This is a genomic window from Loigolactobacillus backii (genome assembly GCF_003946275.1).
Taxonomy (GTDB): domain Bacteria; phylum Bacillota; class Bacilli; order Lactobacillales; family Lactobacillaceae; genus Loigolactobacillus; species Loigolactobacillus backii.
In genome coordinates, this window is record NZ_RHNQ01000010.1 from 1 (window position 1) to 16,877 (window position 16,877).

Genomic DNA, 16,877 nt, shown 5'->3' on the forward strand with positions numbered 1-16,877 from the left:
CAATCGTATGATCAAACAGATCCAGCGAACGGCTTTTGGTTTTCGTAACTATCACCATTTAGTTTCACGGATCAAACTACAACAAATGCGCACCAAACCAAATAAAAAAACAGCATTAGAAGTTGCCTAACTTCTAACGCTGTAAAATTGGCTATCAACAGGATTTGACAGAGAGCCAAAAAAGTCAAACTACCAAATCGCTTTTGCGACAACGTAGTTTGACTTTTTTGTAACCTTTTATTGAAATTGATCCAAGTTAATGAAGTAATCCTGGTACCAAACTAAGAATGTATAAATGACCCAAACTTCACGTCGGCCATTTAGCTCACCAGAATGTGTTTTGTCCAAGATATTCAAAATTTTATCTTGCTCAAAAAATTCTTGAACAAAATCCTGGGTGAATAAATCCCGAACCTTCTGGTAATACTTATCCTCAGCTAACCACTGCTTAATTGGAACCGGGAAGCCCAACTTGGGTCGATCAGCCCAACTCTTCGGTAAATGCATTTCAGAGGCCTTGCGGAATGCATACTTAGTATCCTTGTTATTCAGCAGGTACTTAGTGGGAATGCTGTTGGCTAATTGAGCAACCTTAACGTCTAAAAATGGTACCCGTAATTCCAAACTGTGTGCCATCGATATTTTATCAGCCTTTTGTAAAATATCGTTATACATAAAGTGATGCAGATCAATGTACTGCATTTGTTTCACTTCATCAATATTAGCAACTTTTTTAAAGTCGTGGGTATAATTTCCTCTAATATCAAGCGTATTACGGTATTTTTCAGTCACCAAACCATTGGCCTGCTTGGCCGTAAAAATAGTTGGTTGTTCAAAATTATAAATGACCGATTGACCCACGTAATATTCGCTTGGTTTTGCCAAAGTAGTATACAAATGAACCTTGCCACGGAAGTTACTACCCTTCTTAATTCGTTGTGCCAAATGGTAACGGGTATTGCGGGGTAATTTTTTTAGACCAGAAGCAAAGACCTTAATAACCTCATTATGCGTGTGCATTCCGTAGTTCACATAACCGGCAAACATTTCGTCGGCACCTTCACCAGATAGCACAACAGTAACATCTTTGGCGGCTAATTCACATAAAAACCACAGTGGAATCAAGCTTGGATTGCCATCGGGATCATCCATGTGATATTGCATCAGCGGAAACTTATCAAAGGCTTCCTCGGCCGTTACAGTGGTTTGCTTGAATTCTAACCCTAGTTTATCGGATAACTCTTTGGCTCGGCCAGCTTCGTTGTAAGCCTCGTCAAAACCAACACTAAACACCTTTTGTGGTTTAAGGATACTGGTAACGTAGCTACTATCAACCCCTTCAGATAAGAAACTACCTACCGGAACATCAGCAATATTATGGTATTTAACTGATTCCTCAACCGACTTATTAATTTCCTTAACTGTATCTTCAAAACTTAGGTTGTTTTGCGTATAGTCCGCATCCCAGTATTGTTCAACGTCCACCTTACCGTCTTTCCAAATAAAATAATGGCCCGCAGGAAATTTAAAGACGCCCTTAAAGAAGGTTTCATCTAGGTCATTATACTGATTCATCAAGTACGGTTTTAACGCCTCTTTGTTTAATTGCTTCTTAAACTTAGGGTGCTTCATAAATGTTTTTAACTCAGATGAAAACATAAAAGTACCATCATCTAGATAAGTATAATAAAGTGGTTTAATTCCGAAAAAGTCCCGGGCGCCAAATAGTTCTTTCTTAACCGTGTCCCAAATAAAGAAAGTAAACATTCCCCGGACCTTCTTTAACACATCAGGACCCCACGCTTCATAGCCGTGAAGAAGGCTTTCAGTGTCAGTGTGCGTTTTGAAAACGTAGCCTAGACCTTCTAATTCATCACGAACTTCCTGATAGTTATAAATTTCACCGTTAAAAACAATTAATTTCGAATTATCGGCATTATAGATTGGTTGTTTACCATTAGTTAAATCAATAATTGATAGGCGCCGAAAACCTAGCGCAACATCGTCATCAACAAAAGAGCCCTTGTCGTTAGGGCCTCGATGTTTAATAACTTCTACCTGTTTATCAAGGATTGTTTGCTTATCCTCAAGATTTAAAGCGCCGCCTGCAAAGCCGATGATGCCACACATGTGCATACCCTCCATTTTTAAATCAAAAGTAGTGCTTTGACTACCTTATTCCGAGTCATAGTTATAAAAAATACGGCTAGTTAGTTCTTAATCTGTTACTAAATAAGACCAGCCGCACAATTCATCATGTTTGCTATTTTAACATAAAATGAACTAATTTTTCCAAACTTCGCTCAACTCTTAGCGTAAGTTTAAGCCTTTGGAAAATTAAGTAGCGACGGTAGCGCTTTTATTTTTAGTAACATGAAGAAATTTTAATTGACTTTTCACTTTTCCTTTTCTTTAATAGACTTAACGTGGTTTCCACGTCAATGAAATAAGGGAAGTGGCACAATGCAATTTTTGACAGGTACACAAGGTACAGATGTTCACGAACATCTTTTAAATAGCGACGGACAACGAATTGGGCACCGCATCATCGCAAAGGGACAAATTACCGGTAATGATAAGCTTCACCCGGCACCAGCCCACGGGGTTGTTATTCCGGTTAAGGGCCGAATTGAATTCAAAACGGATGGGTACAGCGAAGAGATCTACCCTGGCAAAGTCGTCGTAATGGAAAAAGGTGAGCTCCACTGTATGCGCGGCATTGAAGACAGCGAAATAATTGTCGTTTTAGATTTGCTCCGTTAGCAGCTACTTAAAAGTACTTATTAAATACTTACAGGTTTAATGAAAAAACGTTTCTTGTTAGTACGGTGAGAACGAGTTATTATCTAGCCGCTAACCGAAACGTTTTTTTATTTTCCCGCCTAATTTCCGTCTCAAGGCGTATGGTACTGCCTGCTAAATGTGGTAGGCTTTGAAGTAAGTAAAAAACTTGAGAGGAGCTTATCTATGTCAAATTCATTTAAAAAAAATCGCGTACTGCAAACGCTATTGGCCATTGTCGCCGGTATTGCTTTAATTATCTGGCCTCACCCAATCTTTAAAATTGTCATTTATCTAATTGCCCTTTATCTAATCTACCTTGGGGTTATTGCCTTATGGGCCGCGCATAAAGAATTTAAACAAGGTGGTCGTTACGGAAACCAGCGTACTTCTGGAATTGTCCTTTGCTTGGCCGCACTGTTCGTTCTAATCTTTGCACCGGGCCTGGTGAGCATGTTGCCTTTCCTATTGGGAATTATCATTCTAATTTATGGAATTAGCCACTTAGTCGGCGTGCTTAATCACCGTCATTTTGTAAACGTTAGTCGTTTTCCCGAAATTATTTACAGCACAATTATCATCATTGTCGGTGGCTTCTTACTCTTTAATCCTTTCCGTAGTGTACTCTTCGGTCTACAATCTTCGGCGTTAGCCTCGTCGTTATTGGCTGCCGTGAGTTAGTCGAAACCATTCGTAATCGCTAATTAAACAGCCATAGTACAAAAGCTAATTCAATTGATTAATTAAAATAGGAGTAAGTGGGACAAAACCATCTTTTGTCCCACTTACTCCTATTTATATTTATCGCTATTACAGCTGGAAAATTTGCAAAAATTAAACCTTTTCCTACTTTTAAATTTGACCACCGTGAATTTCGGTAATTGGCGTTGTGAAGATAAAGGCCGTCGAATCTACTGCGTGAATCTGGTTAATGACGTCCTGATAATCTTGATTTTCAACCACTAACATTAACATTTCCCGTTCAACCCCGGTATAACCACCCGTTACAGCAAAAACGGTCAGTCCCTTTTCCAGCCGTTGTAACAAACGAATTTTAATCTCTGCTAAATCCTCATTGCTCATAATGTAAACTGCTCGTTTACGATCTAAACCAGTCTCAATATAGTTCATCAGTATCGAAGTAATCACTGATGAAAACAAAGCCAGAATAAACGCTTCTGTCCCAGAAACAAAGATATTAAAGAAACAAACAATGCCATCAATTACTAAAAGACTAATCGAAGGTTTAATTTGGAAATATTTTTTTATAATAAGTGGTGGCACCGACGTTCCGCCGCTAGAGGCGTCAATCCGGTAGAGGATCGACAGGCCAATCGCAAAAATCGCGCCACCCACAATTACGGCTAGCAATCGATCATTAACCACTTTAACCTGCGGCGTTAGTGCCAAGAAAACTGGCAGCAAAAAACTTCCGGCCATAATTCTTAAGGTCGTCCCTTTGCCCAAGAATAAGTAAGAAAGAACCAGCATCACTAGATTAATAACTAAAACGACTAGCGAAACGTTCCAATTGAAGGCCGCTTCCAATAGGATAGCGATCCCAGTTGCACCACCAGCAGCAACCTGATGCGGTGCGTAAAATAAATTGATACTAATTGCGATAATTTCTAGGGCAACCAACATTAATAAAGCTTGACGAATATTTTTCATGGTAATTCTCTTCATTATTTCAACTCACTTTAATTTTGTTTGTCCACTTCCAGTATGTCAAAAATTAATTTCATTTGCAGCTAATATGGAACAGCAAAACTATTTTTGTGAATTTTGCAAAAAATGGTTCAAGCACATCTAAAAATACTGTTGCTAGACCCTACTCATATTATTTGTACAAGTACCTAAAATCTAGTTATTAGGCGAACCTGAAAGACCTAAATTACAATTGTTTACAGTATAAAAAGCTATCTGCACTTTTGTGACTAATTGCAGCGCAGAACCGGCATATTTTTTGGATACGCCCTGGTTAAATACAATTGTCTGAGGTTTCTTGAGTGACCTTGCCTAATTCAGGTTGAATCGTGACGTGATTAATAGCAAATTTGGTCATTAATTCTTGATTTAAGTTTTCTAACAATTCATTATTATTAGCTAATTCAGTTCGAACAATGTGGACAGTTAGAGCCGTATCAGTGGTTCCGATTGCCCAAATGTGTAAATCATGGATTGCCTTCACTTCAGGATGCGCCTCGATGGCCTGCCTCACTTCAGCAAGATTGATCACTGCCGGGACTGCCGCCAAAGCCAAATTGAGTGCATCCCGTAATAGGCCCCAAGTCCCAAAAAGAATTAGCAACGCAATCAGTAAACTAATTAACGGATCAAGCCACGTCCAGCCTGTAAATAACATCAGAAATCCAGCAATAACAACGCCAATTGAAACCCCAGCGTCGGCCGCCATGTGCAAGAAGGCTCCTTTAATGTTTAAATCCTTTTTTCGCCCGGACATAAATAACAACGCAGTAAACCCATTAATTAATACACCAATCGCTGCAACAATAATAACCGGCCAACCAGCAACTGCCGCTGGCTGATTAAAACGTTGAATGGCTTCCGTTGCTATCCCACCAACTGCAATTAAAAGAAAAATTGCGTTTAGTAAGGCCGCAAGAATGGATGAACTTTTATAGCCATAGGTGTAACGCTGATTAGAATTTTTACCACTTAACCAAACAGCAATCCACGAAACGGCAAGACCAAGGACGTCACTAAGATTATGCCCAGCATCAGCAATTAACGCCAACGAATTACTAGTAACGCCGTAGCCAACCTCAATAATAATAAAAAGTAAATTTAAAAAAACACCGATTTTAAATGCTTTACTGTACGTCATTTGGCCCGTTTGCATGTTTTTACACCTCAGTCATATTTATATATGTTCAATTGTTCATATATTAAATTTAGCATATTGGCTGTTACTTAGTCAACTCTTTTTCTAGAGAATAGCTCAAGGTTTTGGCGCTTAACAGCGCGTACAAAGAAGGTGTTCAGATTTCCACGGGACACTAAATAAACCCGGAAAATACTAGTAAAAGTGTTACCCAGGCACAACTTAGCAAAAAATGCTGCTCTGCCTTAAGTATTTTTTGGTCCATTGTTCTAACGCTTAAAGGCCGCCATTAATGCCGGGACAATCTGTTTTTTTCGTGACACTACATTTGGTAATTGCATTCGATTTTGCCGCAACTTTTTATTAAACGCCGTTTCAACTATCTTTATTTGGTTTCCAATCACTAATAATTCAACTTGACCAAGCAAAATATTCGTCACCATTAATATAACTAAATCATAACCAGTATCCGCCTCTCGTTGCATTGCCTGTTCAAACACGGCCTGCCGTTTAAAAATGTCCGCCTCCGCCACAACGTTAACGTTCGCGATTTTTACTGCGTGGTCCACCATTATAAAATCTTTGGCGTCGGCACCTAATAGTTGCTGAACCGATTTCGTGTCCACTTGTGTTCCAGCACGTAACATTTTTGGTCCATAAAAGGCCGGATCAACTTGAGCAATTGTGGCCAAATTGGCTAATGCTCGTCGATCAAACAAAGTTGTTGTTGGTGATTTTAATAGTAAAGTATCCGAAATGATGGCAGATAGTAATAGTCCGGCCAATTTGACGGGAATAGCAATGTTTAATTCGTTAAACAATTCCCATAAAATAGTACTGGTACACCCTACTGGCTCAGCACGATAATACAGCGGCCGATCAGTTGTGAAATTAGCAAGACAATGATGATCAACTACTACGGATATCTTAAGTTGCTCAATATCAGCAATACTTTGTTGCCGTTCATTATGATCAACCAACATTACCGTTGACACTTCACTTGCCGCCTTAGTAATTACTCGCGGCATTGTTTCACCAAAATAATCCAGAACAAAGCGCGTTTCAGCGGTTGGATCACCTAAAGCAACTGCCTCTGTATTCCTGCCTAACTGATTTTCTAAATAACTGAGTCCAATTGCAGCAACAATCGCATCGGTATCAGGGCTTTTATGTCCAAAAACAAGTTGCTTTTCCAAAAAAGTTCTTCCCCTCATTATTATTGATTACTTCATCGGTTGACTTTTGCCAAGTATAGTTAGCATTCGCCGAATGTGTGCCCGCTGATTATGATCCGTCAATACGATTAACGTATCTCCGGAATGAATACTTGTATCACCCCGCGGTATTATTTCCCGTTCACCGCGGCGAATTGCCATCAATAAAGTATTATCCGGCCACTTAATATCCCGAACTTGTTGCTCCGCAAAATGACTGTCCGTAAAAATAGGAATCTCTACTCGGTCATTTTTCCCGCTTAAAACGGTTAATTTTTTACCTAAATTCATCCGTTCTAACAGTGAGGCGTAAATCGGTGCACCCCCTAATAGGTCGACAACAACGTACGCCGTTAACGAAACAACTGCCAGCGGCATCAAATGCTGCAAGGTTCCAACCATTTCCGTAATTAATAGAATGGCCGTAAATGGCGCCTTTCCAATGCCGGCAAAATAACCTGCCATTGAAAAGATTAGTAAATTCAAAATATCATCTTTAGGCAACAAACCTAGGTGGAACATAATTGTTCCGTAAAGTGCGCCAATAATTGCCCCTAACGTTAGAATGGGTAAGAAAATCCCCCCTGGTAATCCAGAGCCATACGAAATCATCGAAAAAACGAACCGAAGAATTAGCAACCCAATTAAAATACGAATACTAGGGTTAACTTTGGCGATAGTGAGGATAACACCGTTGCCACCACCCAGTGTCCGGGGCCAAAAATAACCAATCGGAATAACCAGAATAAATGGTATCAGCCCGTTTAAATAACGTGGTAACCGAATAAAACGCGCGTACCAACTTGGTAATTTTAATAAGACAATTTGATAAAAATAACCCAGACCACCTAAAATCAAACCCAGTAAAATTAAATGCCAATACAGTCGCAATGGAAAACTGTGGGCGTAAGTGATATGTAAGACCGGCACTAATCCAAAAAAGTTAGTTGTAACAAAATTAGCACCAATCGCCCCTGCTAATGAACTCATCCACACTAAAGGAGAAAAATTATGGTAAACCTCCTCCAGAACAAACAAAGTTCCCGCAATCGGTGCATTGAAAGCTGCCGCCAATCCAGAAGCAGCACCACTTGCAATTAAAACGCGCCGCTGCATCCCGCCATCCTTAAAACGTTCGGCAACTCCTTGACCAACCGCGGCACCAAGCTGAATGGAGGGCCCCTCACGACCTAAAAACAGACCCGAACCAATACCCAAAATTCCGCCAATAAACTTACGCCAAAGAATTGACCACCAATGAACTTCTAGCTCTCCGGCTAACTGGCCTTCAACTTCCGGAATCCCTGATCCCATAATATGTGGTTGTGCCTTAATCAACCAGGCAATAAAAACGGCCATTAACATGAGGCCAGCTAATATGGCCAATAATAACAACGGTTGTTTTTGAGCCTGTAAGTACGCCCAGGTCCACGCCGCTAATGATTTTTCGATAAACAAGCGAAATAAACTAACAACAATTCCCGTTAAAACACCAACCAACAATCCCTTCAGGATAAAAACCAAGTGTGTCGTATCCACACGATGCAACTTTTTTGGTGCCACCAAAATACCCACTCACTTTCAACTTCATTTAACGAAAAAAACAGCACCGTTAGCTCTAGCCACCGGTGCCGCCACTCGTAGTTTCTTATTCATCATAACAAACTTTAGCAATTAACTTCAATACCAGTTACTGCAAAAACTAAAAGGACCACTTTTTCATCAAATTATCGTTGGTTTTCAATGGTGTACCTATTTTTCTATGCCGCCAAACATTTTTAACAAGCATATCTGCAAAAAGTAAGTCTAAATCGATATGTGAAAAATTAATTTTCTAACTCCCCTTTTACAACGATTAAACTGGCTTAATCATTGACTTCGGTAATTCATGTGGTTTAGTTTCTGGTAATTGCAGAACAAAAACTAGGTACAATAACGAACCGAAAATCCAGAACTCACCCGCCGCGGTCCAACCTAAATTGCCTAGAATAACACTCCAGATAATATTAAGAATTGTGTACACGAAGTAAGAAATTGCCCAGAACATCCCAAAAATGATCGTTAATTTTTCTGGTGACATATCAGGCATTTCGTGAGGAAGATTCATATATAGCGGATACATAATAAACATAATAAAACCTGTTGCACCAGCTGCCACATAAGCCAAACTAGGTGCCTTGGCGGCAAAAATTAACGTAGCCGCTGAGCCTAAAATCATTAACACACCAGTCCAAAAAAGAATTGGCTTACGCGCGTGATTGGTTAGGCCAATCATAGTCCCTACTACTGTGCCTAAGATACCAAAACCAGTAACCATCAATTCAATCAAAGAACCATTAACCCGAGGTGCATAAGTTGCAAATAATGAAGGCAGGCTGGTAATCGATAAAACATAAAGGAAAAGAAAACCGCCAAAACCTAAAGAATAGTGCCAAACAAAAGGATCACGAATTGCATCCCGGTAACCATAATGCACTTCTTCATGTGCACCGACATCAACATCTTGCTTTGTGTTGAAGTTAACTGCTTCTAATTGCCAAATAAGTAAATAAAGAATGCTAACAGAGGCCAAAACAGTTAATGTGATTTGCCAATCAAAACGTAAAAATTTACCCGCAAATAGAAAGGCTAGTGCAACCACAAAGGCACCAAAATTATACGAAACCGTATTAAGTGCATTAGCAATAATTTTACGATCAGTTCGGACATAACGCGCTACTACAGGGTTCATATAAACAATAATCATCGAACCACCTAAAGTCATAATCATCCGTGCAACTGTGTACCCCCAATAGTTAGGAATCCACACAGCGATAATTGAAAACATTAATAGAACCAGTGCAGTCGTAACCGCATGTTTTGGCCCTAATTTAATTAAAATAAATGCAGCCAAGAAATTAGCAAAAACTCGTGCTAATGTAATCGAATAATTTACTACTTGCATCGTTAATGGCGATACTGGACCTTTGAAAAACGCCTTAATAATTTCAGGCGTTAACGTTGACCCTGTTACCCAGTTCATTGCGAATAGAACGTAGGCTAGCCAAAGTATCACTAACATCAACATTCCCCGTGAGCTTTGTTTCTTTTGTACATTTTGTGCCATAATTGTTGGCCTCCTTTTATTGACTTATTACCCAAAAATAGATCATGAACGAATTATAAAGCGCTTTCATTATTTTAGCTAGTAATCTTACTTATATCTTCACCAAATTATCATTTAACGGATAATAAAAAAATAAATGGATTAATTTTCGTAACTTATAACAAATAAAGAGACTACAGCAAAATTAATTTTGTCGTAGTCTCTTCCTCGTTATCTTTATTTAGTTATTTAAACTCTTAATCTATCTTTTAGTAAGAGCCGTTAGCTTGCCAATAAGCCTGGGCAGCAGTCCATGAACCATAGCGTGAAGTAACGTATTGATTAGCAACACGATCCTGGTTAGCGGCAGAGTAATCACCATTTAAGTATGAAGAACTTAATTGATATTTACCAATGTACTGGCCATTAGTTGCTGAGTATGAACCACCAGATTCTTTGTTAGCAATCCATGCTTTTGCAGCATCTTCAGATGAACTAGCTGTACTTGTTTGCGTAGTTGCCTGACTTGCTGTCGTTGCCTGACTTTGGTTAGTCGTTGCCGGAGCCTGACTTGTTGTCTGTGCTTGACTTTGACTAGTTGATGCTTGGCTTGTTGGTTGTGCCTGACTTTGATTGTTTGTTGTTTGTTGAGTCTGTTGTACTGGTGCCTGTTTCTGAACTGGCGCCGCTACAGTTTGCTTCTGCTGAACAGGCTGTGCCTGCTGTACAGGAGTTGTTTGCTGTGTTGCAGCAGTTGTCTGCGTTGACGCAGTAGATTGTGTTGTACCATCAGGAATATTATATTGATGACCAGCATAGATCAAATGCGTTGTTGAGCTAATACCATTGGTTTTTTCAATGGCATCAACGGTTGAACCGTATTTTGTAGCTAGCTTGGCAACCGTGTCTCCTTGTTGTGCAGTAACTGTTGCGGCATTTGCGGCCTGAACGCCACCAACTAATAAACCAGCGGCACCAGCAGTTGTAACTAATAACATTTTGATACGTTTACTTAATAAAATAAGAATCACTCCTAAATGGGATTTGTTTGTTTTGTCTAACTCTCTTCTTAGTAGAATGCTAATTTGTTTCCATCACATTCAACGAGACCTAGTATAGCAACTCGGTGTAACAAACAAATACCTAGAGCGTTACAAAAATCAATAATTTCGCAACACTGTCATACCACTGACATATCCTGCAATATAATAAAACCGGTAAAATACAATCATCCTACTCTTACCTAAGTACGAACGTATGTACATAAAAATTACAAAATTGATTTTTTTTAGCAATTTTAGTGTTAAAAAGACGGAAAAAACTTTTTTAACTGCAAAATAAATGAAAAATTGACCGATTTTATTCTTTTAACCACCAAAAAAGGCTGGAACAAAAGTCCTAGCCTCTTATTATTTCTGAATGTTACTTTAGCACGTGCACCATCAATTTAAGTTTAGAAACAAGCTCTTCATTGACTAAATCAGCTGGTTGCTGCTGCCACCAATCTTGAAGTTCACGCTGCACCGCCGCCAAAACTTTTTGGCCGTTAGTACTTAGATTAAGTAACTTTTTCCGATGATCTGCTATATCCTGCTCACGAGTAAGGTAAGCCAATTTAATTAGTTTACGCACCATTCGCGTTATTTCATCGTCTGCCAAAAGCATTTTTTGTGCAATGGTGTGTTGATTAACTGTCGCTGTTTGACCAACCAGTAATAGTAGATTTAATTCTGGTAGCGTCAATGGTAATTTTTTTTGCCGCAAAAAAAGGCTCAACTGCCTTTCAATTTGCCGATTAATTAATAAAATAGCCGTACTGAGCTCTAAATAATTCATCTAATCCTCCGCCACCAAATTAATTTAAAATCATAATAACGTGTATTTTCAAATACTGTTTCCAGCTTAAAACGTTGTTCTAAGCGCCGCAACACAAGCCGTTGTTGTTTAAAATTAAGCTCGTCAACCAGACTATCCCAGATTTCTTGCCGCTCAACTTGTTCATGAACCGCATAATGAAAAACCCGTTGCCGGTAATCGATTTTGTTAGCGTTCAACCATTTTTCGTACGTCGCCATTAACTCCAGCTCATTAGAAGGATCACTAATTCCTTCTAATAAGTCATCCAGTAAAACGTCTTTTCGTTGAACCACACGATTGACAATCACCAATTTTCGCGCAAGTCTAGTTAAAGCAGCTAAATCATCTGCCTGCAAAAAAGGCGCCATATTTACAAAAACAACATCAGCCAGTAATTGCTGGCGCCTTAAATGGGACCAGGATTCATGCCGAAAACTAAGATTGGTTAACTTCTGTTTTGCCGCCATTTGGCTAGCATAAGCCAACATATTTTCCGAAATATCGCTTAAAATAACCCTTTTGGCACTACTGGCAAAAGGTAACGCAAAGCGCCCGGCACCAGCAGCAACATCCAAAACAATCTGATCGGTCAATTGGGTGCGCAACGTTCGAATAACATCCCGCACAATTGGCACCTGCGATTCCCGCTGGGCCGCAATATAGCTGGCCGCAAAATCATCCCAAAAAGCGGCTACCTCTTTTTCCTCATCATCCACGGTGAATTCTCCTTTACGCAAATAAATAACGGTTTAGCTATTATTAAGTAACCACTCCCGCACTAACTAAAGTCACACCACATATACTTTATTTCTTATAGTAAGAAACCTAGCTGCCACAAATCATTAATTTCAGTATAGCATCTTAAATAGCGACCTAGCGCAATAAAATGGACCAAGATAAGTAATCGCTGAAATCACTTATCTTGGTCCATCTTTTTCCAATAATCGCTATTCAGTTTTTTCCCTTCGAACGTGTAACGTCAGTGCGTTGATTGCAACGATAACCGTACTCAATGACATTAAAACGGCCCCCACCATCGGATCTAAAATAAAACCGATTGGTGCCAATATACCGGCCGCTAATGGAATCGCCAAAATATTGTAGCCGGCTCCCCACCAGAGATTCTGGGTCATTTTCCGCGTTGTTTTACGCGCCAATTCAAGAAACTCAACGACATCATTGGGATCACTTTTGACTAAAACAACGTCGGCAGAGTCAATTGCAACGTCCGTGCCTGAACCGATCGCAACCCCAATATCGGCCCGTGCCAGACTTGGCGCATCATTGATGCCGTCACCAACCATCATGACCTTACCTTTTTTCTGATAACGACGAACAAGTCGTTCTTTATCCTCAGGTAATAACTGGGCCTGATACTCGGTAATACCCAGCTGTTGGGCAACTTTTTTGGCGGTTTCTTCATTATCACCAGTCAACATCACTGGGGTAATATTTTGTTCTTTTAAACTAGTAATTAAATTCTTGGCCGCTGGTTTAATTTGATCACCTTGTGCAACGTAACCTAAAACATTTTTTCCTTTTAATAGGAAACTAACCGAATTACCGGCGGAAGCTAATTTGCTAAAAGCCTTTCGATCATAACTTACCTGCTGTTTATCTAGATACGCACCAGAAACAATTCGGTAAGTTGTTTTATCAATAACACCCTGTAAACCTACACCAGTTAATTGCTTAACGTCACTAGCTTGTTGTAGGGAAAGCTTTTTTTGCTTTGCCGCATTCAAAATACCAACGGCCAATGGGTGACTAGAACCATTCTCTAAAGCGGCAAAAAGTGCTAAAATCTCCTGGTCATTTTGTTCTGGCACCACGCTCTTAAAAGCGGCAACTTTAAAGTTACCTTCCGTAAGGGTTCCAGTTTTATCCATTAATGTGTAACGGAGTCCTTTTACCTGTTCCATAGCATCGCGGTTTCGAATCAATAAACCGTTGCTGGCCGCAATCGACGTACTTCGCGCAACAACCAGCGGAATCGCAAGTCCTAATGCGTGGGGGCAGGCAATAATAAAGACCGTTACAGCAATCGGCAGTGCCATCGTTAAGTTATCAACAAAGAGCCAAATGAAGAACGCTAAAATTCCAACAAATAAGGCAGCATAGAATAGATAGCCGGCAACGCGGTCCGCCATATTTTCTTGACTTGATTTAGATTGTTGGGCATCACTAACCAATTTCATTACTTGTGCTAAATAGCCAGAATCCCCGGTGCCAGTGACTGTCATTTCAAACGTACCAGCGCCATTTACCGAACCGCCAACAACCTTATCTTGACTTCTTTTTGTAACCTGACGTGCTTCACCAGTCACCATTGATTCGTTTACGCTAGTTTCACCACTAACTAAGTTCCCATCAGCAGGAATTTTTTCACCGGCCTTGACTTGAAGCTGGTCGCCCGCAACCAATTCGCTAATCGCAACGTCCTGAATTTTACCAGAAACCAATTTGTGCGCTGTACTTGGTAGTAATTTGGCCAAATTATCAACCGCCGAGCCTGCACTCATAACGGCGTTCATTTCAATCCAGTGCCCTAACAACATAATATCGATCAAAGTAGCGAGTTCCCAGAAAAAATTAGTAACTAGCGGGTGAACTTGAAAAATATTATTCGCAATTACGGCATAAATACTATAAATGTAAGCAACGCCAATCCCCATCGTAATCAAGGTCATCATGGCAGGTTTGTGTTCTTGCAGTTCACCTTTGGCCCCCGAGAAAAACGGCGCGCCACCATAAACGAAGAGAATTGTACCTAACACGGCCACTACCCAATCGGAACCCGGAAACGTAATTTGGAAGGGTAATTTCATTCCCATCATGTCAGACATTAGTAACATCGGAATGGTCAGTACCAGTGAAATCCAAAACTTACGGCGGAGATTTCCCATGTGCATCATGTGTCCACCGTGCATCATCATATCATCAGAGTGATCACCATTCATTGGCATCGTCATCTTATCATCAGTCATCGTTGTTTCCCCCTTAGTTGCTTTTAATAAACAAGGCCTTTTACGTTTACATTTGTAAACCATAAACATAGATTACATCGTAGGAGTAAAAGTGTCAAGCCAAACTACTTGGTTTAGGTAACTTTCGCCTTTACTTCATCGTAACAAAGGAAAATTAAACAACTCAACCTATTCGCTTTACAATACAAAAAGCCAAGTAAATCAATTGAAAATAGTTTAATCTAACTACCCTTAATTGACTTGCTTGGCCTAGTGAATTTTAAAAAATAGTAACCGGACAATTGGTAAAACCACGCTAAATCATTGACAGTGACAATCATCCAGTAAGCAATTACACGAAACCTTTTCTGGTGCCGTTTTAGCTTTTTCAGTTAATAATTTTTGCAAGTTGGCGATGTCGGTCTGACTTAAGCTTACATGCTTCGCTAAGGCAGTTAGTGTCGCTCCGGCACGCATCTGACATAAATGATCAAACAAGGAGATGGTTGCAACGTCCATTGCTTCCTGCTCCGGGATTTCAGGGAAATAGGTGAAAGCGCGGCCGTTCTTTTTGGCCGTTAAGGCCCCTTTTTTCATTAAACGCCCTAATAGTGTTTTAGTCGTAGCCGCTTTCCAGCCCATCTTTTCAGATAAGGCCTCAATTACCGTATGACTTGTCGCCGAACCCAGCGTCCAAATAACGCGCATTACTTCCCATTCGGCATCACTGATCTCCATTTGCGCTTTAACTTCCATAACTCACCCTCCCTTTCGAATAAGCATAAATCGTTAAGTAAGTTTACATCCGTAGTCTAAAAGTATCAATTATTAACTCTAGCAAAAAACTAGAATACTTTTTGAATTCTAGTTTTGCGCCATCATACTTCTAGGGTTAATAGTTATGCAATGCTCATCTGGAAAACCTTTTGGCTAATCCAAATTTTAAATCAACTTCATTATACCAGAAATAAAAAAAGGGTTGTTACTCAAATAAATGAGTAACAACCCTTAAAGTTACATAATAACTAAAATTAGTTTTTAGTAACGTTTGAAGCTTGTGGTCCACGGTCGCTTTGTTCGATATCAAAGTTAACGCTCTGGCCTTCGTCTAATGACTTGTAGCCGTCGCCTTGGATAGCTGAGAAATGTACGAATACATCTGTACCACTATCAGCTGTGATAAAACCGTAACCTTTGTCTGCGTTAAACCATTTTACTGTACCATGTTCCATAAGTGAAACCTCCAGTGCTTTTGCACAAAAATTTTGCATTTATCAAGTGAAACTAAAGAGGATTGCACTTAATGGAACCTGGCGCTCTTTAAAGTCATCATTATTAAATACATGAGTCTAGCTTAACAACTAATCCTACAAAAAGCAACTAGTTTTGACGATTATCTTTAATTAATTAAAAAGGTAGCCCACTAAATCCCACTATAATGGGAATGCGGACTACCAATAAATTAATTTTGTTTTGAACGTTGTGCTTGTTCACGCTTAAGCACAACAATAAAATTATTTAAGTAATCACTGATTGCTGATTTGGAGCGCCAATCAGGATTGCTGTGTACCTTACTTTGCAAATCTTGTTGCTTGATAAGTCACACTTCCTTTCTTATCTAACTACTGGAAGTGTTGGTGTTCCGATAAAACATGGGTTGTTGTTTTAAACCAACTTGTATAGTTAACCATAGTTACCCGATTAGTGCAAGTAAACAGCTCGTCACCCTATTTCGCTAAAAAAGCGAATTACTTACCATTTTCCAAAAAAGGACTACAATGAAGTTGTAGGAAAGAAAAAATAATTATACGGAGGTTATCACTATGGCAGAAGAAGTTACAGAACCTAAAATTCTAGATAAGAAAATGAATGAAGCATTTGACTGGAGTAAGGATACGATTCCCGTTCGTGATGCAGTTTGGAATTATTTCATGGAAAATAATAACCATGATACTGAAAAGTCATTAACAGAAATGAAACCATACGTTGATGGCCAAGATGATGCTAAAGTTAAAGACTTTGTTGAAAAGAACATAAAGAAATAGCTTGAATTGACAATGAAAAAAGACGTGGTACTAGGATTAAGATTAATTCTGGTACCACGTCTTTTTATAGTTTTCCATAAGATC

General features: G+C 39.5%; 15 protein-coding genes. 3 read left to right on the forward strand and 12 right to left on the reverse strand.

Annotated features, from left to right (window positions below):
• Positions 1-237 precede the first annotated feature (237 nt).
• Positions 238-2,130, reverse strand: coding sequence for an asparagine synthase (glutamine-hydrolyzing) (gene asnB, locus EKM61_RS03140; protein WP_068225688.1), 1,893 nt, complete (start codon positions 2,128-2,130; stop codon positions 238-240).
• A 333-nt stretch (positions 2,131-2,463) separates the two neighbouring features.
• On the opposite strand from asnB, the gene EKM61_RS03145 reads away from it, so the two are divergent.
• Positions 2,464-2,763 carry a cupin domain-containing protein gene (locus EKM61_RS03145; protein WP_068225689.1) on the forward strand — a complete coding sequence of 100 codons (300 nt, stop codon included), beginning with the start codon at positions 2,464-2,466 and terminating at the stop codon, positions 2,761-2,763.
• A gap of 204 nt (positions 2,764-2,967) precedes the next feature.
• On the forward strand, positions 2,968-3,462 hold the full coding sequence (locus EKM61_RS03150; RefSeq protein WP_068225690.1) for a DUF308 domain-containing protein: 495 nt from the start codon (positions 2,968-2,970) through the stop codon (positions 3,460-3,462).
• A gap of 171 nt (positions 3,463-3,633) precedes the next feature.
• Here the strand turns inward: EKM61_RS03150 and EKM61_RS03155 are convergent, their stop codons facing one another.
• The 11 genes from EKM61_RS03155 to EKM61_RS03205 form a co-directional block, all read right to left on the reverse strand.
• Positions 3,634-4,467, reverse strand: a complete 834-nt coding sequence (locus EKM61_RS03155; protein ID WP_068225691.1) for a YitT family protein — start codon at positions 4,465-4,467, stop codon at positions 3,634-3,636.
• A 295-nt stretch (positions 4,468-4,762) separates the two neighbouring features.
• Complete coding sequence (locus tag EKM61_RS03160; protein WP_225359728.1) at positions 4,763-5,644, reverse strand: cation diffusion facilitator family transporter; 882 nt, start codon at positions 5,642-5,644, stop codon at positions 4,763-4,765.
• 251 nt (positions 5,645-5,895) lie between these two features.
• Positions 5,896-6,822, reverse strand: a complete 927-nt coding sequence (locus tag EKM61_RS03165) for a manganese-dependent inorganic pyrophosphatase (protein ID WP_068225692.1) — start codon at positions 6,820-6,822, stop codon at positions 5,896-5,898.
• Between the two features lie 27 nt (positions 6,823-6,849).
• Complete coding sequence (locus tag EKM61_RS03170; protein WP_068226261.1) at positions 6,850-8,406, reverse strand: ClC family H(+)/Cl(-) exchange transporter; 1,557 nt, start codon at positions 8,404-8,406, stop codon at positions 6,850-6,852.
• Positions 8,407-8,695: 289 nt separating this feature from the next.
• A complete protein-coding gene (locus EKM61_RS03175; RefSeq protein WP_068225693.1) occupies positions 8,696-9,946 on the reverse strand; it encodes an MFS transporter in 1,251 nt (416 codons plus the stop codon).
• A 248-nt stretch (positions 9,947-10,194) separates the two neighbouring features.
• Positions 10,195-10,923, reverse strand: a complete 729-nt coding sequence (gene apf, locus EKM61_RS03180) for an aggregation-promoting factor (RefSeq protein WP_068225694.1) — start codon at positions 10,921-10,923, stop codon at positions 10,195-10,197.
• Between the two features lie 424 nt (positions 10,924-11,347).
• Complete coding sequence (locus EKM61_RS03185; protein ID WP_068225695.1) at positions 11,348-11,761, reverse strand: MarR family transcriptional regulator; 414 nt, start codon at positions 11,759-11,761, stop codon at positions 11,348-11,350.
• Entirely contained in the window at positions 11,758-12,498 is a 741-nt protein-coding gene (locus EKM61_RS03190; RefSeq protein WP_068225696.1) for a class I SAM-dependent methyltransferase, read from the reverse strand. Before EKM61_RS03190 ends, EKM61_RS03185 begins: the two co-directional genes overlap by 4 nt.
• A 231-nt stretch (positions 12,499-12,729) precedes the next feature.
• Complete coding sequence (locus EKM61_RS03195) at positions 12,730-14,769, reverse strand: heavy metal translocating P-type ATPase (protein ID WP_068225697.1); 2,040 nt, start codon at positions 14,767-14,769, stop codon at positions 12,730-12,732.
• Positions 14,770-15,069: 300 nt separating this feature from the next.
• Complete coding sequence (locus tag EKM61_RS03200) at positions 15,070-15,504, reverse strand: CopY/TcrY family copper transport repressor (RefSeq protein ID WP_068225698.1); 435 nt, start codon at positions 15,502-15,504, stop codon at positions 15,070-15,072.
• Positions 15,505-15,779: 275 nt separating this feature from the next.
• Complete coding sequence (locus EKM61_RS03205; RefSeq protein WP_068225699.1) at positions 15,780-15,980, reverse strand: cold-shock protein; 201 nt, start codon at positions 15,978-15,980, stop codon at positions 15,780-15,782.
• A gap of 591 nt (positions 15,981-16,571) precedes the next feature.
• Here EKM61_RS03205 and EKM61_RS03210 point away from each other — a divergent pair.
• Entirely contained in the window at positions 16,572-16,793 is a 222-nt protein-coding gene (locus EKM61_RS03210; RefSeq protein ID WP_068225700.1) for a P8 family protein, read from the forward strand.
• The last annotated feature ends 84 nt before the right edge of the window (positions 16,794-16,877 follow it).

What these genes read in the sequence shown, in the direction of transcription:
- EKM61_RS03185 (WP_068225695.1), bottom strand. Translation starts at nt 11,761, where the DNA reads ATGAATTATTTAGAGCTCAGTACGGCTATTTTATTAATTAATCGGCAA.
- EKM61_RS03145 (WP_068225689.1), top strand. Translation starts at nt 2,464, where the DNA reads ATGCAATTTTTGACAGGTACACAAGGTACAGATGTTCACGAACATCTT.
- EKM61_RS03155 (WP_068225691.1), bottom strand. Translation starts at nt 4,467, where the DNA reads ATGAAGAGAATTACCATGAAAAATATTCGTCAAGCTTTATTAATGTTG.
- EKM61_RS03175 (WP_068225693.1), bottom strand. Translation starts at nt 9,946, where the DNA reads ATGGCACAAAATGTACAAAAGAAACAAAGCTCACGGGGAATGTTGATG.
- EKM61_RS03195 (WP_068225697.1), bottom strand. Translation starts at nt 14,769, where the DNA reads ATGACTGATGATAAGATGACGATGCCAATGAATGGTGATCACTCTGAT.
- EKM61_RS03160 (WP_225359728.1), bottom strand. Translation starts at nt 5,644, where the DNA reads ATGCAAACGGGCCAAATGACGTACAGTAAAGCATTTAAAATCGGTGTT.
- EKM61_RS03200 (WP_068225698.1), bottom strand. Translation starts at nt 15,504, where the DNA reads ATGGAAGTTAAAGCGCAAATGGAGATCAGTGATGCCGAATGGGAAGTA.
- apf (WP_068225694.1), bottom strand. Translation starts at nt 10,923, where the DNA reads ATGTTATTAGTTACAACTGCTGGTGCCGCTGGTTTATTAGTTGGTGGC.
- EKM61_RS03150 (WP_068225690.1), top strand. Translation starts at nt 2,968, where the DNA reads ATGTCAAATTCATTTAAAAAAAATCGCGTACTGCAAACGCTATTGGCC.
- EKM61_RS03210 (WP_068225700.1), top strand. Translation starts at nt 16,572, where the DNA reads ATGGCAGAAGAAGTTACAGAACCTAAAATTCTAGATAAGAAAATGAAT.
- EKM61_RS03205 (WP_068225699.1), bottom strand. Translation starts at nt 15,980, where the DNA reads ATGGAACATGGTACAGTAAAATGGTTTAACGCAGACAAAGGTTACGGT.
- asnB (WP_068225688.1), bottom strand. Translation starts at nt 2,130, where the DNA reads ATGTGTGGCATCATCGGCTTTGCAGGCGGCGCTTTAAATCTTGAGGAT.